At 68.3% G+C, this 20043-nt stretch carries 19 protein-coding genes; 15 read left to right on the forward strand and 4 right to left on the reverse strand.

Annotation, left to right across the window (positions count from 1 at the left end; genetic code table 11):
- Positions 1-76: 76 nt before the first annotated feature.
- The 12 genes from MTY59_RS11165 to egtE all read left to right on the forward strand — a co-directional run bounded on the left by MTY59_RS11165 (position 77) and on the right by egtE (position 12884).
- Positions 77-1342 carry an aspartate kinase gene (locus MTY59_RS11165; RefSeq protein WP_221045691.1) on the forward strand — a complete coding sequence of 422 codons (1266 nt, stop codon included), beginning with the start codon at positions 77-79 and terminating at the stop codon, positions 1340-1342.
- Positions 1343-2377, forward strand: a complete 1035-nt coding sequence (locus MTY59_RS11170; RefSeq protein WP_221045692.1) for an aspartate-semialdehyde dehydrogenase — start codon at positions 1343-1345, stop codon at positions 2375-2377.
- Positions 2378-2384: 7 nt separating this feature from the next.
- Positions 2385-3536, forward strand: a complete 1152-nt coding sequence (locus MTY59_RS11175; RefSeq protein WP_221045693.1) for a DUF4185 domain-containing protein — start codon at positions 2385-2387, stop codon at positions 3534-3536.
- Between the two features lie 160 nt (positions 3537-3696).
- Positions 3697-4149 (forward strand): hypothetical protein, encoded by a 453-nt coding sequence (locus MTY59_RS11180; RefSeq protein ID WP_250160801.1) that lies wholly within the window; start codon positions 3697-3699, stop codon positions 4147-4149.
- 154 nt (positions 4150-4303) lie between these two features.
- Complete coding sequence (locus MTY59_RS11185) at positions 4304-4834, forward strand: hypothetical protein (RefSeq protein WP_221045694.1); 531 nt, start codon at positions 4304-4306, stop codon at positions 4832-4834.
- Between the two features lie 180 nt (positions 4835-5014).
- A complete protein-coding gene (locus MTY59_RS11190) occupies positions 5015-6463 on the forward strand; it encodes a catalase (RefSeq protein ID WP_221045695.1) in 1449 nt (482 codons plus the stop codon).
- A 77-nt stretch (positions 6464-6540) separates the two neighbouring features.
- Entirely contained in the window at positions 6541-7167 is a 627-nt protein-coding gene (locus MTY59_RS11195) for a sensor domain-containing protein (RefSeq protein ID WP_415823012.1), read from the forward strand.
- Positions 7168-7347: 180 nt separating this feature from the next.
- Positions 7348-8661, forward strand: a complete 1314-nt coding sequence (gene egtA, locus MTY59_RS11200) for an ergothioneine biosynthesis glutamate--cysteine ligase EgtA (protein ID WP_221045697.1) — start codon at positions 7348-7350, stop codon at positions 8659-8661.
- A gap of 68 nt (positions 8662-8729) precedes the next feature.
- The gene (egtB, locus tag MTY59_RS11205) at positions 8730-10046 is read left to right on the forward strand and encodes an ergothioneine biosynthesis protein EgtB (protein ID WP_221046385.1); all 1317 of its coding nucleotides are present in this window, start codon (positions 8730-8732) and stop codon (positions 10044-10046) included.
- Entirely contained in the window at positions 10046-10765 is a 720-nt protein-coding gene (egtC, locus tag MTY59_RS11210) for an ergothioneine biosynthesis protein EgtC (protein ID WP_221045698.1), read from the forward strand. The genes egtB and egtC overlap by 1 nt, the downstream gene beginning before the upstream one ends.
- Positions 10765-11730: an L-histidine N(alpha)-methyltransferase gene (gene egtD / locus MTY59_RS11215; protein ID WP_221045699.1), complete on the forward strand. Its 966-nt coding sequence runs from the start codon at positions 10765-10767 to the stop codon at positions 11728-11730. Before egtC ends, egtD begins: the two co-directional genes overlap by 1 nt.
- Complete coding sequence (gene egtE / locus MTY59_RS11220; RefSeq protein ID WP_221045700.1) at positions 11727-12884, forward strand: ergothioneine biosynthesis PLP-dependent enzyme EgtE; 1158 nt, start codon at positions 11727-11729, stop codon at positions 12882-12884. Before egtD ends, egtE begins: the two co-directional genes overlap by 4 nt.
- On the opposite strand, the gene MTY59_RS11225 is transcribed toward egtE, so the two are convergent.
- Both MTY59_RS11225 and MTY59_RS11230 read right to left on the reverse strand, forming a co-directional pair.
- On the reverse strand, positions 12881-13549 hold the full coding sequence (locus tag MTY59_RS11225; RefSeq protein ID WP_221045701.1) for a class I SAM-dependent methyltransferase: 669 nt from the start codon (positions 13547-13549) through the stop codon (positions 12881-12883). The genes egtE and MTY59_RS11225 overlap by 4 nt on opposite strands.
- A 20-nt stretch (positions 13550-13569) precedes the next feature.
- Positions 13570-15045 (reverse strand): glutamate-cysteine ligase family protein, encoded by a 1476-nt coding sequence (locus MTY59_RS11230; RefSeq protein WP_221045702.1) that lies wholly within the window; start codon positions 15043-15045, stop codon positions 13570-13572.
- Between the two features lie 135 nt (positions 15046-15180).
- Between MTY59_RS11230 and glpK the strand changes: the two genes are divergently transcribed.
- Positions 15181-16707, forward strand: coding sequence for a glycerol kinase GlpK (gene glpK, locus MTY59_RS11235; RefSeq protein ID WP_221046386.1), 1527 nt, complete (start codon positions 15181-15183; stop codon positions 16705-16707).
- A 31-nt stretch (positions 16708-16738) separates the two neighbouring features.
- On the opposite strand, the gene MTY59_RS11240 is transcribed toward glpK, so the two are convergent.
- Entirely contained in the window at positions 16739-17455 is a 717-nt protein-coding gene (locus tag MTY59_RS11240; RefSeq protein ID WP_221045703.1) for a PadR family transcriptional regulator, read from the reverse strand.
- A 192-nt stretch (positions 17456-17647) separates the two neighbouring features.
- Here MTY59_RS11240 and MTY59_RS11245 point away from each other — a divergent pair, with 192 nt between their 5' ends.
- Positions 17648-18037: a hypothetical protein gene (locus MTY59_RS11245; RefSeq protein ID WP_221045704.1), complete on the forward strand. Its 390-nt coding sequence runs from the start codon at positions 17648-17650 to the stop codon at positions 18035-18037.
- Here MTY59_RS11245 and MTY59_RS11250 read toward each other — a convergent pair.
- Positions 18034-18966: an RDD family protein gene (locus MTY59_RS11250; protein WP_221045705.1), complete on the reverse strand. Its 933-nt coding sequence runs from the start codon at positions 18964-18966 to the stop codon at positions 18034-18036. The genes MTY59_RS11245 and MTY59_RS11250 overlap by 4 nt on opposite strands.
- A 77-nt stretch (positions 18967-19043) precedes the next feature.
- Here MTY59_RS11250 and MTY59_RS11255 point away from each other — a divergent pair, with 77 nt between their 5' ends.
- A complete protein-coding gene (locus tag MTY59_RS11255; RefSeq protein ID WP_221045706.1) occupies positions 19044-20036 on the forward strand; it encodes a stage II sporulation protein M in 993 nt (330 codons plus the stop codon).
- Positions 20037-20043: the final 7 nt, after the last annotated feature.

The raw sequence follows: 20043 nt of genomic DNA on the forward strand, positions 1-20043 counted from the left end.
CCCTGCGGTGGCACGTATTCTGTTGTGGACTTATACCCGAAATTGAAGTGCGCAGGGCCGGAGAGGCAGGAAGAACGTGGCGCTCGTCGTGCAGAAGTACGGCGGATCCTCAGTGGCGAACGCCGACCGGATCCGGCGGGTGGCCGAGCGCATCGTCGCTACCAAGAAGCAGGGCAACGACGTAGTAGTCGTCGTCTCCGCGATGGGCGACACCACCGATGACCTGATGGATCTGGCCCAGCAGGTATGCCCGGCCCCGCCGCCGCGCGAACTCGACATGCTGCTCACCGCCGGTGAGCGCATCTCCAACGCGTTGGTCGCGATGGCCATCGAATCGCTGGGTGCGCAGGCGCGCTCGTTCACCGGATCGCAGGCCGGGGTGATCACCACCGGCACGCACGGCAACGCCAAGATCATCGACGTCACTCCGGGACGGCTGCAGACCGCGCTCGACGAGGGGCGCATCGTGCTGGTGGCCGGATTCCAGGGCGTCAGCCAGGACACCCGCGACGTGACCACGCTGGGTCGCGGCGGTTCCGACACCACGGCGGTGGCCCTGGCCGCGGCGCTGCGCGCCGACGTCTGCGAGATCTACACCGACGTCGACGGCATCTTCAGTGCCGACCCCAGGATCGTGCACAACGCCCGCAAGCTGGACACGGTCACCTTCGAAGAGATGCTCGAGATGGCGGCTTGCGGCGCCAAGGTTTTGATGCTGCGCTGCGTGGAATATGCACGCCGCTACAACATTCCGGTGCATGTCCGATCCTCGTATTCGGAGAACCCAGGCACCGTCGTCGTCGGATCGATCAAGGACATAGCTATGGAAGACCCCATCCTGACCGGAGTCGCGCACGACCGCAGCGAGGCCAAGGTGACCGTCGTCGGCATACCCGACATCCCCGGTTACGCCGCCCGCGTCTTCCGGGCGCTCGCCGATGCCGACGTGAACATCGACATGGTGTTGCAGAACGTGTCCAAGGTCGAGGACGGCAAGACCGACATCACATTCACCTGCTCGCGCGACAGTGGGCCCACCGCGGTGGCGAAGCTGGACGCGCTCAAGGAAGAGATCGGGTTCAGCCAGCTGCTCTACGACGATCACGTCGGCAAGGTGTCGTTGATCGGGGCGGGCATGCGCAGCCACCCCGGGGTCACCGCCACGTTCTGTGAGGCCCTGGCCCAGGTGGGCGTCAACATCGAGCTGATCTCCACCTCCGAGATCCGCATCTCGGTGCTGTGCCGCGACACCGAACTAGATAAGGCCGTCGTGGCGTTGCACGAAGCGTTCGGACTCGGCGGTGCGGAGTCGGCGACGGTGTATGCGGGGACGGGTAGATAGATGGTTGCCATCGGAGTTGTGGGCGCCACCGGCCAAGTCGGCCAGGTGATGCGCAGGTTGCTCGACGAGCGGGACTTCCCCGCGACGTCGGTTCGGTTTTTCGCGTCGTCGCGCTCGCAGGGCCGCAAGCTGGAATTTCGCGGCCAGGAGATCGAGGTCGAAGACGCCGCGACGGCGGACCCGAGCGGCCTGGACATCGCGTTGTTCTCCGCCGGAAAGACGATGTCGCTGGTGCAGGCGCCGCGGTTCGCAGCGGCCGGGGTGACGGTGATCGACAATTCGTCGGCCTGGCGCAAGGACCCCGACGTGCCGTTGGTGGTGTCGGAGGTGAACTTCGCCAGGGATGCCGCCAACCGGCCGAAGGGCATCATCGCCAACCCGAACTGCACCACCATGGCAGCGATGCCGGTGCTGAAGGTGCTGCACGAGGAAGCCGGGCTGCAACGCCTGGTGGTGTCCAGCTATCAGGCGGTGTCCGGCAGCGGGATCGCCGGGGTCGAGGAGCTGGCCACGCAGGCGCGTGCGGTCATCGACGGCGCCGAGCAGCTGGTGCAGGACGGCCGAGCGGTGCAGTTCCCGACGCCCAAGACCTACGTGGCGCCGATCGCCTTCAACGTGGTTCCGCTGGCCGGCTCCCTGGTGGACGATGACTCGGGTGAGACCGACGAGGACCAGAAGCTGCGCCACGAGAGCCGCAAGATCCTGGGCATCCCCGACCTGGCCGTCAGCGGCACCTGCGTGCGGGTGCCGGTGTTCACCGGGCACTCGCTGTCGATCAACGCCGAGTTCGCCCGGTCGCTGTCGCCCGAGCGGGCCCGCGAGTTGCTCGACGGGGCGCCCGGCGTCAAGGTGGTCGACGTGCCGACCCCGTTGGCGGCCGCCGGCGTCGACGAATCCCTGGTCGGCCGGATCCGGCACGACCCCGGGGTGCCCGACGGCCGCGGGCTGGCCCTGTTCATCTCCGGTGACAACCTGCGCAAGGGGGCTGCGCTGAACACCATCCAGATCGCCGAGCTGCTGGCCGCCCAGCTGTGACAAGCGGGTGAGCACCACCCACACTCGCCTGATCGCGCGGTGCTCACTGTTCGCCGCGGTGTGTTTGGTTGTGCCACACTGGTTTTCCAGCGTCGCGCACGCCGATCCGGCGGCGCCGGCCCCGGAACCCGTGCTGCAGCCGCTGGCGCCCGGTCAGGTGTTGCGAATCGGGCCCACCGCGGGAACCGGCACGCCGACCGGGGACTACGGCATCGGCGCGACCGACCTGTGTGAGTTCGTCGAGTTCCCCGCCGAGTTGCTCCAGGTGTGCGGCGACAGCTTCGCGGGTCAGGGCGTCGGCTTCGGCGGTTGGTACGCGCCGGTCGCGTTGCGCGTCGACACCTCGTCCGTCGACGACCCCGGCGGGGTGCGCTACACCGGGGTCACCGGCATCAGCAATCCGCTGCTGGCCGAACCCGCCCCGCCGGGCGTCTCGCAGCTGCCCGCCGGGGTGGTGCAGATCAACCGGCGCAACTACCTGATGGTGACGACGACCAAGAACCTCGAGCCGCAGACCTCACGGCTGGTGAGCGCGGAGCCGGCGCGCGCGGGCTGGCAGACGATCCCGGGATCCAAGCGGCCCGCGTCGTATCAGGGCGGCTCGCAGACGCAGATCAGCGGCTACTACGACCCGATTCCCACCCCGGACTCGCCCGGCGGGTGGGTGTACATCGTCGCCGACAGTTTCACCCGCAGGGACCCGGTGCTGCTGTACCGGGCCACCCCACAGACGTTCACCGACCGGTCGCGGTGGCAGGGCTGGGCGGCCGGTCCGAATGGGGGCTGGGGTAAGCCGCCGACGCCGCTGTGGCCGGAGGCGGTGGGCGAGATGTGCATTCGGCAGATCGACGGCAAGGCGGTGCTGTCCTATTTCAATGCCGTCACCGGCAACATTGAGGTCCGGGTGGCCAATGACCCGACGGGCCTGGGCGACGCACCGGTCACCACGGTGGTGCAGCACGACGAGTGGCCGGATCCGGCGGAGAGCCTGCCGCCGCCCTACGACAATCGGCTCGCGCAACCGTACGGCGGCTACATTTCGCCCGGCTCCACGCTGGATGAGCTGCGAATTTTCGTGAGCCAGTGGGACACTCGCGCGCGGGTGGCCGCGCCGTACCGGGTGATCCAGTTCGCGGTCAACCCGTTCCGGCCCGAGTAGGGCCCGTCGTTCCGATGCCCGTTCCGGGGCGGCTGACCGTTCGGGTGATCGCCGGGGCTTTCCCGGTCCGATATGCCCGCTGAGCGGGGGCTTTAGTTCACAGCTGCTACATAAGTAGCGCATAGCCGCCACTACTGTTAACGGCTTCATCATTTGTCTCATGAGTGAAACATCTGAAACCCCCACTGTGCGGCACTCCACCGCCACTGCACCGGTCGCCGCGGAAGCGGCGGCGGCCTACCGGGCCCCGCGGGTCTTCCAACTCGCCGCGTGGGTCGCCATCGTCGCCGGGATCGTGTTCATCGTCGCGGTCATCTTCTTCACCGGCTTCATCCTCGGCCACCGCGGCGGCCATCACGGCCACCACCACAAGCACCACCACGCGATGGTTCACCACCGCGGTCCTGGCGGACCCGGCAACTTCGGCGGCCCGGGCGCACCGGGTGGCCAGGGCGGTCAGGGCGGACAGAACGGTCCGGGAGCCACCACCACTGCACCGGCTCCGTCGGGCGTGCGTCCCAGCGGCATGGCCCCCGGCCAGCTCCCGCCGTCGGTCTTCCACTCCGCGGCCGCGACGGGTCAGGTCCCGAGCATCATCGTGCTGACCAACTGAAAAACCGTTGTCAACCAGTGGCCCGGCGCTCCTTGCGAGCGCCGGGCCACCTGTCTTTTGCGGTCACCGGCGTCTAACCGCCGCATCTCGATTCACAACAATTTTGTCGCCGAGACCTGTTGGGTATCCCGCGCGCGGGGCAATATGGCAAGGCATGAGCGAGACACCCGAACCACACACCGAGTCGACCCCAGCCGCACCCGTCACCGCGCCGCCGCCAGCACCCACGCACCGGGTGAATCCGCCGCGGCTCTACACGGCGGCCGCCTGGGTGGTGATCGTCGCCGGCGTCGTCTTCATCCTTACGTCGTTGTTCTTTGTCGGCGCCTCCATCTGGATGCACCAACACCACTGCCACCATCACCACGGCATGTTCCACCCGGGCGGCCCCGGCGGTCCCGGGCCGGGCAATGGGCCCTGGGGACCCGCTGGCCCCGGGCCGGGCAACGGGCCTGGGCAGTACGGCGCCCCCGGCGGCTACGGACCGTGGTACGGCGGTCCTGGTGGTCCGGGACCCGACAACGGGCCATGGGGATATGGGCCTGGGCCCGGCGGTCCTGGCTTGATCGTTCCCATGCCCCCCGGCGGACCCGGTGGTCCCGGCGGACCGGGTGGCCCGGGCGTCAGCGGCCCCGGCCAGCCGCCTGTCAGCCCGCCGCCCGGCGCGCCCGCGCCGCGGCCCTGACGGCGCCCGCTCAGGTCACGCCTTAAATCGTGCCCGGAATGGGTATCAACCCGTAGTGGGCGAACGACCGGAAGCCGCCCGCATTTTCTTGACCTGGTCAAGATGAGGGGAATACTTGATTGCAGGCCGGAAGGTCCTCGGGCACCGCGGCCTTCAGCCCGGTGACGAGGAGAGAGCGAAATGACTGAGCGGTTCACGACCAATGACGCCGGCATCGCTGCGCCGAGCGACGACCAGTCGCTGACGATCGGCCCAGACGGCCCGATTCTGTTGCAGGACCACTACCTGATCGAACAGATGGCGATGTTCAATCGGGAGCGTATCCCGGAGCGCCAGCCACACGCCAAAGGTGGTGGCGCATATGGCCATTTCGAAGTGACCAATGACGTCAGCCAATACACCCGGGCAGCAGTGTTCCAGCCCGGCACCAAAACCGACATGCTGGCCAGGTTTTCCACCGTCGCCGGCGAGCGGGGCAGTCCAGACACCTGGCGCGACCCGCGGGGCTTCGCGCTGAAGTTCTACACGAGCGAGGGCAATTTCGACCTGGTCGGCAACAACACGCCGGTCTTCTTCATGCGCGACCCGCTGAAATTCCAGCACTTCATCCGGTCCCAGAAGCGCTTGCAGGCAAGCAATGTGCGCGACCACAACATGCAGTGGGACTTCTGGAGCCTGTCCCCGGAATCGGCGCACCAGGTGACCTGGCTGATGGGCGACCGGGGAATCCCCAAGACCTGGCGGAACATGAACGGCTACAGCAGCCACACCTACAGCTGGATCAACGCGGCGGGCGAGATCTTCTGGGTGAAGTACCACTTCATCACCGATCAGGGCATCGAGTTCCTGACCCAGGAGGACGCCGACCGGTTGGCCGGCGAGGACGGCGACTACCACCAGCGCGACCTGTTCGAGTCGATCGAACGCGGCGATCACCCGAGCTGGACGCTGAAAATGCAGATCATGCCGTACGAGGAAGCCAAGAACTACCGCTTCAACCCGTTCGACCTGACCAAGGTGTGGCCGCACGGCGACTACCCGTTGATCGACGTCGGCAGGATGACGCTGAACCGCAACGTCACCGACTACCACGCCGAGATCGAGCAGGCAGCCTTCGAGCCGAACAACACCGTGCCCGGCACCGGCCTGAGCCCGGACAAGATGCTGCAGGCGCGCGGCTTCTCGTACTCCGACGCCCATCGCGCCCGGCTGGGGACCAACTACCGGCAGATCCCGGTCAACACCCCCAGAGTCGAGGTGAACAGCTACTCCAAAGACGGCGCCATGCGGATGAACAACGTGTCCGACCCGGTCTATGCGCCCAATTCCTACGGCGGGCCGCAGGCCGACCCGGCACGGGCCGCCGAGATCCGCTGGCACGCCGACGGGGACATGGTCCGCTCGGCCTACACGCTGCACGCCGAGGACGACGACTGGGGGCAGGCCGGCACCATGGTCCGCGAGGTCCTCGACGATGCGGCCAGGGAACGCCTGGCGCACAACATCATTGGCCACGTCTCTCAGGGTGTTAAGGAGCCGGTGCTGTCGCGGGTGTTCGAGTACTGGCGCAACGTCGATCCCGACCTCGCCAAGTTGGTCGAGGAAGGCGTGCGGGGCAACGGGGGCTGACCGCGCGTCGGTGCGCCTGGCATGATCGCTGCATGACCATGCGGGTTACGCAGGTTGCCCGGCTGCTCGGGGGCGCGATGGCCATCGGTTTGGTCCTGGCGGGCACGGCCGCAACGCCGGTCGCGGCCGCGCACCCGTCGGAGCCGGGCGTGGTGAACTACGCCGTGCTGGGCAAGGGGTCGGTCGGCAACATCGTCGGCGGGCCCATGGGGTGGGAATCGGTGTCCACCCAGCCCGGGCAAGGTGACTGGGTGGACCTGCCGGACTGCAACAACTGGGCCGACATCGGCTTGCCCGAGGTGTACAACGATCCCGACCTGGCGTCGTTCAACGGAGCCCTCACCCAGACTTCGGCCACCGACCAGACCCATCTGGTCAAACAGGCCGTGGGGGTGTTCGCCACCAACGATGCCGCCGGTCGGGCTTTCCATCGGGTGGTTGATCGAACGGTCGGTTGTTCGGGACAAACGACCGCGCTCCACCTGGACAACGGCAGCACGCAGGTGTGGTCGTTCGATGGCGGGCCGGCCGGCCCGGCCGACGAGAACTGGACGAAGCAGGAGGCGGGCACCGACCGCCGGTGCTTCAATCAAACCAGGCTGCGCGAAAACGTGTTGCTGCAGGCGAAAGTGTGCCAATCCGGCAACGCCGGACCTGCGGTGAACGTGCTAGCAGGGGCGATGCAGAACGCGCTGGGTCAATAATCGAGCGATTGGGTAACCGTCTGTCCCGGGCACCTCGAAGTGCGGAGAAGGGAATATGTCGGGGGCATCTGGTAGATGAAGCACTAGACGAAGTGGTGCCGATTAACGTTCGATTAGCTGCGCAGGGAAGCGGTCCGCAGGAGCATGTTTGCGCTTGCCCGGGCCCGAAGGGATCGTGATATGACGTTCGCGCCGATCACTGCCGCGGCTTCGCAGTCGGAGTCGAGCGTGCCTGGTGTCGGACCCGCGCCCGAGGTCAACTTGGCCGAGCTGGCCGACTCCGCGGCCGTCGCGCAATACATCGCCGAGGGATGTCTGGTGGACGCCCCGCTGGGCCGTGTCGGCCTGGAGTTGGAGGCCCATTGCCACGACCCGGCCGACCCGCACCGCAGACCGAGCTGGAGCGAGATCGCCGATGTGCTCGACGCGCTGCCCGCGCTGCCGGGCGGCAGCAGGATCACCGTGGAACCGGGCGGCGCCGTCGAACTGTCCGGGCCGCCGGCCGACGGCGTGGTGCCGGCCATCGATGCTATGCGCCGCGATCAGGCCGTGCTGCAGCCGGCGTTTGCTGCGGCCGGGCTGGGCCTGGTCTTCCTCGGCGCCGACCCGCTGCGCCCGCCGAAGCGCATCAACCCAGGCGCCAGGTACCGCGCCATGGAACAGTTCTTCGCTACCAGCCACTCCGGGGAGGCCGGTGCGGCGATGATGACGTCCACCGCATCGATTCAGGTCAACCTGGACGCCGGGCCGCGCGACGGCTGGGCGGCGCGGGTGCGCCTAGCACATGCGTTGGGGCCCACCATGATCGCGATCACCGCCAACTCGCCGATGCTGGACGGTGACTTCACCGGCTGGGTGTCGAGCCGGCAGCGGGTGTGGGGCCGGATGGACTCGGCGCGCTGCGGACCCATCCTGGGCGCCAGCGGCGACGACCCGGGCACCGACTGGGCGCGGTATGCACTCAAGGCCCCGGTGATGCTGGTGCACAACCCCGACGCCGAGGCCGTCATGCATTGGGTGCCCTTTGCCGACTGGGTGGACGGCCGCGAGTTGCTCGGGGACCGTCGCCCCAGCGTCGCCGACCTGGAATACCACCTGACCACGCTGTTCCCGCCGGTGCGGCCCAGGCAGTGGCTGGAGATCCGTTATCTGGACAGCGTGCCCGATGCGCTGTGGCCCGCCGTCGCATTCACCCTGACGGTCCTGCTCGACGACCCGGCCGCCGCCGACATCGCGGCCGAGGCCGTCGAACCGGTGGCCACCGCCTGGGACGCCGCGGCCCGGGTGGGGCTGCGGGACCGGCGGCTGTACGCGGCGGCCAACGCGTGCATGGCCATCGCCGCCGCGAAGGCACCCGCCGAACTCGGCGATTCGATGCAGCGGCTGGTCCGCCTGGTCGACCAGGGGCGCTGCCCCGGCGACGATTTCTCCGACCAGGTGGTCGAGCACGGCCTGGCCCCCACGGTGGCGCGACTCGCGCAAGGGGTGCCGTGACGTCTCCTGATGATTCCGACCCGCTGCGCCCGGTCCCCCGCAAGCGGGAGGTGCCCCCAGCGCCGCGCTTGCGGTCGTCGTGCCGGCAGGGCATCGCCGACGATCTGGCGCGGACGCGGGCGCGGACGCTGCGTCTGGTCGAGTTCGACGACGCGGAACTCTATCGCCAGTACGACCCGCTGATGAGCCCGCTGGTGTGGGACCTGGCGCACATCGGTCAGCAGGAGGAGCTGTGGCTGTTGCGCGGTGGTGACATTGCGCGCCCCGGGATGCTGCCACCGGCGGTCGAGGGGCTCTACGACGCCTTCGTGCATTCGCGCGCCAGCCGGGTCGATCTGCCGCTCCTGTCGCCGGGCCAGGCGCGGGCCTACTGCCGGACCGTGCGCTCGGCCGTGCTCGACGCGCTCGACGCGTTACCCGACGATCCCGCCGGCGACGACGCCGCGTTCGTGTACGCGATGGTGGTCAGCCACGAAAACCAGCACGACGAAACCATGCTGCAGGCGCTGAATTTACGCAGTGGCGCACCGCTTTTGCGGGACGCGTCCGTGCTGCCGGCCGGTCGAGCAGGATTGGCCGGTACGTCGGTGCTGGTGCCCGGCGGCGAATTCGTACTCGGCGTGGACGCCGCCGCCGAACCGTATTCGTTGGACAACGAGCGCCCCGCCCACGTCGTCGACCTGCCCGCGTTCCGGATCGGACGGGTCCCGGTCACCAACGGCGAATGGCGCCGGTTCGTCGACGACGTCGGCTACGACCAGCCGCGCTGGTGGTCGGAGCGCGGCTGGCAGCACCGCCAGGCCGCGGGCCTGACCGCGCCGCAGTTCTGGAGCTCCGACGGCACGACCCGCACCCGGTTCGGCCACGTCGAGGACATCCCGGCCGACGAACCCGTCCAGCACGTCAGCTATTTCGAGGCCGAGGCCTACGCGGCCTGGGCCGGTGCCCGGCTGCCCACCGAGGTGGAATGGGAGAAGGCCTGCACCTGGGATCCGTCCACCAACACGCGGCGCCGGTATCCCTGGGGCGAGCGCAAACCGGACGAGGCGCTGGCCAACCTCGGCGGCACCGCGTTGCGGCCGGCGCCCGTCGGCGCCTACCCGGGCGGCGCTTCGCCGTGCGGGGCCGAGCAGATGCTCGGCGAGGTCTGGGAATGGACCACTTCCCCGCTGCGGCCCTGGCCGGGGTTCGTCCCGATGCTCTACGAGCGCTATTCGCAGCCCTTCTTCGACGGCGATTACCGGGTACTGCGCGGTGGCTCGTGGGCCGTGGAGCCCGGCATCATGCGCCCGAGTTTCCGCAACTGGGACCACCCCTACCGGCGCCAGATCTTCTCCGGGGTCCGGCTGGCGTGGGACGTCCCCGACGGCGGGGATCGCGCCTGATGTGTCGGCACCTGGGCTGGCTCGGGACTGACGTCACGGTCTCCTCGCTGGTGCTCGACCCGCCGTTCGGCCTGCGGGTGCAGTCCTACGCGCCGCGCAGGCAAAAGCATTGCCTGCTCAACGCCGACGGTTGGGGCGTGGGATTTTTCGACACCTCGTCCGGCTCCCCGCAGGACGGGCTGCCCCGCCGCTGGCGCAGCCAGGCGCCGCTGTGGGGCGACGTGTCGTTCGACTCGATCGCGCCCGCGCTGCGCAGCCACTGCGTGGTGGCCGCGGTACGCTCGGCCACCGTCGGCATGCCGATCGAGGCCAGCGCGTGCGCGCCGTTCACCGACGGGCAGTGGTTGTTGTCGCACAACGGAATCGTCGACCGCGCCGTGTTGCCGGCGGCGGCGCGTGCCGAATCGGTCTGTGACAGCGCGATACTGGCGGCCACGATCTTCGAGCGCGGTCTCGACGCGCTGGGTGAGACCATCGAAGAGGTCGCCGCGGCCGATCCAAACGCCAGGCTGAACATATTGGCCGCCAACGGCTCTCGCATGCTGGCCACGGCATGGGGTGACACGCTGTCCATCCTGCGCCGGCCGGACGGAGTGGTCCTGGCCAGCGAACCCTACGACAACGACTCCGACTGGGAGGACGTGCCGGACCGCCACCTTGTCGAAGTCACCGCGAACGGTGTCACGATGACACCGCTGAATCAGTCGAGAGGATCTTGATGACGCTGTCGCTGTCGAACCACCTGGCCGCCGACTCGGCGTACCACGCGTTGCGCCGCGACGTGCTGAACGGCCTGCAGAGGACGCCAAAGGAATTGCCGCCCAAATGGTTTTACGACTCGGTGGGCAGTGATCTGTTCGACCAGATCACCCGGCTGCCGGAGTACTACCCGACGCGCGCCGAGGCCGAGATCTTGCGGGCGCGCGCCGCCGAAGTGGCGTCGGCCAGCGAGGCGGACACCCTGGTGGAATTGGGCAGCGGGACATCGGAGAAGACTCGGGTGTTGCTCGACGCGCTGCGCGCGCTGGGTTCGCTGCGCAGGTTCGTCCCGTTCGACGTCGACGCCAGCATCCTGTCGACCGCCGCCGCGGCCATCCAGCAGGAATACGAGGGCGTCGAAATCAAGGCCGTCTGCGGCGATTTCGAAGAGCACCTCACTGAGATCCCCGTTGGGGGGCGGCGGCTGTTCGTGTTCCTGGGGTCGACGATCGGCAACCTCACGCCCGGACCGCGCGCCGAATTCCTTGCGGCACTGTCCGCGCAGATGCGGCCCGGCGACAGCCTGCTGCTGGGTACGGACCTGATCAAGGACACCGAGCGGCTGGTGCGCGCCTATGACGACGCCGCCGGGGTGACGGCGGCGTTCAACCGCAATGTGCTCACGGTGGTGAACCGGGAGCTCGACGCCGACTTCGACGTCGACGCCTACCGGCATGTGGCCCGGTGGAACGCGGCGGAGGAACGCATCGAGATGTGGCTGCGGTCCGACCGCCGCCAGCGGGTGCGGGTCGGTGCGCTCGAGCTGACCGTCGACTTCGATGCCGGCGAGGAAATGCTCACCGAAGTGTCGTGTAAGTTCCACTCCGACAAGGTGACTGGTGAATTGGCCACCGCGGGGTTGCGCCGCACCCGGTGGTGGACCGACGAGGCGGGCGACTTCGGGTTGTCGTTGGCCGTGAAGTGACCGGCGCCACCGAGCTGGCCGATCAATGGCGGTCGGCCCGCCCGCCGATGGCCGGGCTGCACCTGGACAACGCGGCCTGTTCGCGGCAGAGCCTGGCGGTGCTCGAGGCCGCCGCGCAGCACGCCCGCAACGAGTCCGAGCTCGGCGGCTATGTCGCGGCGGAGGCGGCCACGCCCGTGCTCGACGCCGGTCGAGTCGCGTTCGCCGCGCTGACCGGAATGGGCGATGCCGAGGTGGTTTTCACCACTGGCTCGCTGAACGCCCTGGACCTGCTGCTGGGCAGCTGGCCGGCCGAGCGCCGAACGGTGGCTTGCCTGCCCGGCGAATACGGGCCCAACCTGGCGATGCTGGCCGCGCACGGATTCGACCGTCAGCTGCTTCCGACCCGGGAAGACGGCCGTGTCACGCTGGACGACGCGGCGCTGGCCCTGCAGACCGATCCGCCCGACCTGGTGCATCTGACCGCGGTGGCCAGCCATTGCGGTGTGGTGCAACCGGTTTCGATGGTCGCCCGACTCTGCCGGGAGTTGGGGCTGCCGCTCGTCGTCGACGCGGCCCAGGCGCTGGGCCAGGTGGACTGCGCGGTGGGCGCCGACGTGACGTATTCCTCGTCGCGCAAGTGGATCGCCGGTCCGCGCGGTGTGGGGATGCTCGGGGTGCGCCGCGAGCTGATGGAAAGCCTGCGCCCACGGCTGGCCACGCCGGACTGGGCCCGCAATGACGGCTCGCCGACGGTGGCCGAACAGCTGGAGTTCGGCGAGGCCAATGTCGCCGCGCGGGTGGGTTTTTCGCTGGCATTGGGCGAGCATCTGGCGTACGGACCGCAGGCGGTGTGTGCGCGGCTGGCCGAGGTGGGCAGCATGAGCCGCACGGTGCTGGCCGATGTGACCGGCTGGACGGTGGTCGAAGAGGTCGAAGAACCCAGTGCCATCACCACTTTGGCGCCGAACGACGGCGGCGACCCGCAAATGGTGCGCGACTGGCTGCTGGCCGAGCGGCGGATCCTGACCACGTTTGCCGGCCTGCAGCGGGCGCCGCTGGAGCTCACCGAACCCGTGCTGCGGATCTCGCCGCACGTGGACACCACGGCCGAAGACCTGGAGACGTTCGCTGAGGCGCTCATCGCCGCCGCCGCGGCGACCGCGACCGGCTAGCCGGCTTTGTGCGCCGTTAACAGGTAGGCCGGCATCTTCATCCGGCCCTTCTCGTCGCGGTCGTGCTGCGGGCCGTCGGGGGTCGGCGGAATGTTGGCGTGGATGAAGGCCGGCCGGATCTCGTCGATCTCCCAGTACTTGCTCACCGCGTCGCGCAACTCGTCCTCGTCGACTTCGTTGGGCTTGGTCTCCCATTCGTCGGGAAAAGCACCCTTGGCGAAGACCAGCACGAAGTAGCTGGCTCCCGGAGCAGCCGCGCGGTGTACCGAGCTGAGGTACCCCTCGCGGCCCTCGATCGGCAACGAGTGGAACAGCGTGCTGTCGGCCACGGTGGAGAACCGTCCGTCGTAGCCGGTGAACGACGTGATGTCCGCCTGCACGAAGGTGACCGTGGTCAGGCCGCGGTCGGCCGCGGCCTTGGTGGCCGCCGCGACGGCCGTGGGGGTGAGGTCGATGCCGACCACGGTGTAGCCCTGGGCGGCCAGGGTCAACGACAGCTCGGCGACTCCGCAGCCGGCGTCCAGCACGTCGCTGCGGAACTTCCCGGCCGCGATCAGGGCGGCCAGTTCGGGCTGCGGCTCACCGATGTTCCACGGCGGCGGGCCCTCGAACTCGCCCTGCTCGCGATATACGTTGTCCCAGTCGACAATTTGATCAGGCGCCACGGTGTCCAACCTACCCGCGGTCAGGATTCCCAGGTGTGCACCGGCTCGTTGGCGTGCATGTGCTCGCAGTATCGCCGCAGCATCTGGGCCAATGCCGCCGGCCGACTCATGCCGCCGTCCTGCAGGGCCCGCACGGTGGACACCTGCCAGCTGGCGCCGTTGCGACCGGTTCGCGCGCGGCCCTCGATGACCCCCAGGAACCGGTCGCGGACCTCGGCGTCGACGCCCCACCGCTGCAACCCCTCGTCGGCGATCGGCAGCAGTGTGTCGAGCACCAGTTCGCGTGCCGTCACCTCGCCCAGCCCGGGCCAGCGCAGCCGGGCGTCGATGCCGTCCAGCGCGGCCGCCAGGAAATTGGCTTCCGCCACACCGAAATCCATGGCGGTCCATAACGGGTTGTCGGCTTCGGACATGCTGCGCAGCATGCCGTAGAAGAAGGCCGAATTCGCCAGCATGTCGATGACGGTCGGCCCGGCCGGCAATACCCGGTTCTCCAGCCGTAGATGGGGGCGGCCGTCGACCACGTCGTACACCGGACGGTTCCACCGGTAGACGGTGCCGTTGTGCAGCCGCAATTCGGCGAGGTGTGGGATGCGCCCGGCACTCAGCTCGGCGACCGGGTCTTCGTCGGACACCTCGGGCAGCAGGAATTCGAAGTAGCGGATGTTCTCTTGATACAAGTCGAGGACGGAGCTGATCCACTGTTCGCCGAACCACACCCGCGGCCGCACGCCTTGGGATTTCAGCTCATCGGATCTGGTGTCGGTGGACTGCGCGAACAGCTCGATACGGGTTTCCGCCCACAGCCGGTGCCCGAACAAGAACGGCGAGTTGGCCCCCAGTGCCAACTGTGGGCCGGCCACGATCTGCGCCGCATTCCAGTTGGCGGCGAACGTCTCCGGATCCAGCTGCAGATGCAATTGCATGCTGGTGCACGCGGATTCGGGTGCGATCGTCGAGGTGTGCCAGCTCAGCGGCTCGGGTCCGGAAATGCTGATGGGGATGTCTTCGCCGCGAGCGTTGAAGATCGATTCGTTGAGGGCGGCGTATCGCTTCGATTCGCTCATCCAGCCGTGGTCCAGGTGTTGGGACATCAGGGTGGGCAGGATGCCGATCATGACGATGTGGGCACCGCCTGCGGCGACGGCCTTGTTCTCGGCCTCGTTCAGGCTGGCCCGCACCTCGGCCTCGAGATCCAGGCCGGTGTGCCCGGGCAGCGCGTGCGGCGGAACGTTGAATTCAATGTTGTAGGCGCCCAATTCGACCTGGTACGCCGGATCGCCGATGGCGTCCAGCACGTGGCGATTGGACATGGCCGGCTGGTAGTCGGCGTCGACCAGGTTGCACTCGATCTCCATGCCGGTGAGCGGTTGCTCGGAATCGAAGCTTGACTGGGCAAGCATCGTCTCGAAGGCGTCCAGACACAGCTGTATCTTGCGCCGGTATTCCTGCCGGTGTGCGCTGTCGTACGTGGTGCGCCTGACCTCTTCGCCCACACCGCAGATGCAACAGGGTTACCGCCCGTAACGCAAGCTCTCGCGAGTCGCAGTTGCGGCCTCGTGCGCCTGGTGGGTAGACCATGATGGACTTTTGCCGTAAACGTGTCCGAGCTCACGGGTGGAGGAGAGCAGTTGGCCGAGTTCGCCGAATTCGTCGCCGCGATCGACCAGGGGACCACCAGCACTCGCTGCATGATCTTCGATCACGAGGGTGCCGAAGTGGCCCGCCATCAACTCGAGCACGAACAGATCCTGCCCCGGGCCGGCTGGGTGGAGCACGACCCGGTCGAAATCTGGGAGCGCACCTCCTCGGTGCTGACGTCGGTGCTGAATCGGGCCAACCTGAGTACGAAAGACATTGCCGCGCTGGGGATCACGAATCAGCGCGAGACGACTCTGGTGTGGAACCGCAAGACCGGGCGGCCCTATTACAACGCGATCGTCTGGCAGGACACCCGCACCGACCGGATCGCGTCGGCGCTCGAACGCGACGGTCGCGGCGACGTGATCCGGCGCAAGGCCGGCCTGCCCCCGGCCACCTATTTTTCCGGTGCCAAGCTGCAGTGGATCCTGGAGAACGTCGATGGGGTGCGCGCGGCCGCCGAAAACGGTGACGCCCTGTTCGGCACCGCCGACACCTGGGTGTTGTGGAACCTGACCGGGGGGCCGCGCGGCGGCGTACACGCCACCGACGTGACCAATGCCAGCCGGACCATGCTGATGGACCTGGAGACCCTGGACTGGGACGACGAGCTCTTGTCGATCTTCGCCATCCCTCGTGCGATGCTGCCGAAGATCGGGCCGTCGTCGTCGCCGCAGCCCTACGGCGTGACGTCGGAGACCGGACCGGCCGGCGGCGAGGTACCGATCACCGGGATGCTCGGCGATCAGCACGCGGCGATGGTGGGTCAGGTGTGCCTGTCCGAGGGCGAAGCCAAAAACACCTACGGCACCGGAAACTTCCTGCTGCTCAACACCGGCGAGACCATCGTGCGGTCAGACAACGGGCTGCTGACCACCGTCTGCTATCAGTTCGGGGACGCCAAACCCGTGTACGCGCTCGAGGGTTCGATCGCGGTGACCGGCGCGGCCGTGCAGTGGCTGCGCGATCAGCTGGGCATCATCAGCGGTGCCGCGCAAAGCGAATCGCTGGCACGCCAGGTCGACGACAACGGCGGAGTCTATTTCGTTCCCGCGTTTTCCGGATTGTTCGCGCCCTACTGGCGATCCGATGCGCGCGGCGCGATCGTCGGCCTGTCCCGCTTCAACACCAACGCGCATCTGGCGCGCGCAACACTGGAGGCGATCTGCTACCAGAGCCGCGACGTGGTGGACGCCATGGCGGCGGATTCTGGTGTGCACCTTGAGGTTTTGAAGGTCGACGGCGGTATCACCGGAAACGACCTGTGCATGCAGATCCAGGCCGACGTGCTGGGCGTGGACGTGGTGCGCCCGGTGGTCGCCGAGACGACCGCGCTGGGCGCCGCCTACGCGGCCGGTCTGGCTGTGGGGTTCTGGGCCGATCCGGCCGACCTGCGCGCCAATTGGCAAGAGGGTAGGCGCTGGGCGCCGGCCTGGAACGACGAGCAGCGCGCCGCGGGTTACGCGGGCTGGCGCAAAGCCGTGCGGCGGACCCTGGATTGGGTCGACGTCACGTGACGCCGCCCGATCCAGGGCCCGCCAAAGGCACTCAGTCTTCGCCGAGAATGCCGTAGATCTCGCGCCGCGCATTGTTGAGGATGTCCACGATGCGCTGCTGCTGCTCGGCCGAAGCGGTGTGGGCGGACTGCCCGACCGCGCCGAACAATTGGCCAACGGCCGCCCGCAGATTCATGTGACCCGGGTCGGCACCTTCGGTGATCTCGTCCCACGGCGGGGTCTCGATCTTCTCGGCCACCGCGCGGCCCTGTTCGGTCAGCTCGAAACGCTTCTTGCTGCCTTCGGTTTCACTCGCGGTGATCAGGCCTTCGTCGTCGAGCAACTGAAGTGTCGGGTACACCGAACCGGGGCTCGGCTTCCACAGTCCATTGCTGCGCTCGGCGATCTGGTGGATCATTTCGTAGCCGTGCATCGGCTGCTCGGCCAGCAGCGTCAGGATGGCCGCTCGTACGTCGCCGCGCTTGCCGCGACCCGGGCCGCCACGGCGCCATCCGCCGCGCCGGCCACCGGGGCCGAAGCCGAAGCCCGGGCCAAAGCCGGGGCCGAAGCCCGGACCGAAACCGGGGCCGAAGCCGAGCGGACCGTCGTGGCCACCGGCGTGATCGCGCAGATGCTCGCGGAAGTCCCGTCGGGCGTGGCGCCGTGCCTCGTGCAGGGCGCGCCGGTCAACCGGGCCGGAGCCGAAGCCGAATCCGAAACCGGGCCGGCCGGCGAATGGTCCTTCGGGGGGAGTGAATGGGTTGCTCATTTTTCTGTCCTTACGTTTGTGGGTCGCGCACCGATCGTGCGCTTCGAAACATCACGATATATCGGAAACTATCGCGATGCAACTAAATATATTGAAGTCTTTTCGCTGAATTGCCGCTGAGCTGCGGAGATGTGACAACGACCGCCCGTGGGCCGGTTTGCATGCACCACGCGACGGGTAGGAAGTAGTGAGATGAACGCTGACAACAACCTGCAGGTCGATAGCGGCAGCGCAGGCGCGGCCGGATTGGGGCGGCCCGACGGTGCCCGGCGGCGCAATCGCCGGACGTGGATCAACTGGGGGCTGGCGCTGGCGACGGTGCCCGCGGCCGCGATCGTGATGCTCTTCGCGCTCGGTGCCGTGATGAGCACCGACGGCTGCAGCGACCGCAGTTGTCCCAACCTGGGCCACGGCGGGATCGATTTCGGCGTCGCGTTCTACGGTGCGCCCGCGGTCGCCGTGGTCGTCATCATCATCTCGTTTTTCACCGCGAAACGACGCGCCGGCATCGCGGTTCCGTTGTGCGGGTGGGCACTGCTGATCATCGACGTCGCCCTCATGGCGGCGAGTGTGGCCGGCTAGTGCGGCACTGAGAAACCGTCCGGCCCGCCGGGGTCTCCCGGGCCGGGACCTCCCGATCGCGGGTCAGGCCATCCGACGGATCGTTGCGGCGCCGCGCCCGGCGGCGGGGCGGGCCAGCCTGGCGGGCCCTGGTATGCACGGCCGGGCGGTGGCCATGGCGCCGGCCCCATCGGTCCCGGCGCGGGCATGACCGGGCGCAGCCGGGCCAGTTCGCGGCGGTGCCGCTCGGCGAGGACGGCCGCGAGCACCAGTTCCGGTGGGGCGCCGGGTGGTGGTGGCGGCGCGATGCGGGCCACCACGTCAGCGGCGATCCGGTATCCCATCTGCAGGCGCAGCTGACGGTCGAGCTGCGTTGCCCTGGAAAGGAATTGGCGGGCCACCTCGGCCTGACCGGCCGACAGGCCGGACAGCTGCAACGAGGATGCCCACCATGCCAGGGAGGGCGGCATCATGGGCGGGGGCCCGAGCCGGGGTCCGCGTTCGTTGACCACCACCGTACCGGCGAAGATGTCGCCGATCCGTTTGGCCTTCGGAGACAAGATGCTGCAGATGACGGCCGGGCTCCCGAACAGCATCCAGATCTCCACCAGCGACGCCAGGGCCCGAAACAGCGCCTGGCGGAAGCGTTCTGGGCCGCCATCGTCGGACACCACACGCAGGCCCATCGCGATCTTGCCGACCGAGCGTCCCCGCGTTGCCGTTTCGAGGACCAAGGGATAGCCGACAATTACCAGCACCGTAAATATCAGCAGGATCGCGTTGCTCAGTGCGGTATCGAATTGCGCCAGGGTGGCTGCCCACAACATCAGCCCGAGCAGGTAGCCGATGACCATGACCACGATATCGATCAGCGCGCTGAGCGTCCGCACCGGCAGCTGGGCGATCTGCACATCGAGCACCACGGCGTCCCCGGTCACCACCTCCGACATAACTTCGAACGGTACAGGCTGGGTGCGGGTGGCCGGCCGCGCTTTGTCCTGGCGGCGGTGCGATTAGGCTGCCGAGGGTGGATGTCGATGCATTCGTGCTGGCCCATCGCCCGACCTGGGACCGCCTCGACCGATTGATCGGGCGGCGCCGGTCGCTGTCCGGCGCGGAAATCGACGAACTCGTCGAGCTTTACCAGCGGGTCTCCACCCACTTGTCGATGCTGCGCTCGGCGTCGTCGGATTCCGTGTTGATCGGCCGGCTCTCGAGCCTGGTCGCGCGGGCCCGTTCGGCGGTGACGGGTGCCCACGCGCCACTGAGCAGTGCGTTCACCCGGTTCTGGACCGTGTCGTTCCCGGTGGTGGCCTACCGCACCTGGCGGTGGTGGCTGGCCACCGCGGCGGCGTTCTTCGCCGTGGTCGTGATCGTCGCGCTCTGGGTCGCCGGCAGCCCGGATGTGCAGTCCTCGCTCGGAACCCCCAGCGACATCCAGCAATTGGTCAACCACGACGTGGAGTCGTACTACAGCGAGCATCCCGCCGCGGCGTTCGCGCTGCAAATCTGGGTGAACAACTCCTGGGTTTCCGCGCAGTGCATCGCGCTGTCCGTGGTGCTGGGCGTGCCGATTCCCTTTGTGCTGTTTCAGAACGCCGCCAACCTGGGTGTCATCGCCGGCCTGATGTTCCCGGCCGGCAAGGGCGCCCTGCTGCTGGGTTTGCTTGTCCCGCACGGGCTGCTGGAGCTCACGGCGGTATTCCTCTCCGGCGCAACGGGAATGCGGCTGGGCTGGTCGGTGATCTCGCCCGGAGACCGGCCCCGGGGCCAGGTGCTGGCCGAACAGGGCCGCGCCGTCGTCTCGGTCGCCGTGGGTCTGGTTGCGGTGCTGCTGGTCTCGGGGTTGATCGAAGCGCTGGTGACCCCGTCGCCGTTGCCGACGTTCGTGCGGGTCGGCGTCGGCGTCATCGCCGAGGTGGCGTTCTTGTCCTACATCGTGTACTTCGGCCGCCGTGGGGTGAAGGCCGGGGAAAGCGGCGACATGGCCGAGGCGCCGGACTTCGTTCCGACGCGCTGAGTAGGGG

Source organism: Mycobacterium senriense (assembly GCF_019668465.1).
In the GTDB taxonomy this organism is placed as follows: Bacteria; Actinomycetota; Actinomycetes; order Mycobacteriales; family Mycobacteriaceae; genus Mycobacterium; species Mycobacterium senriense.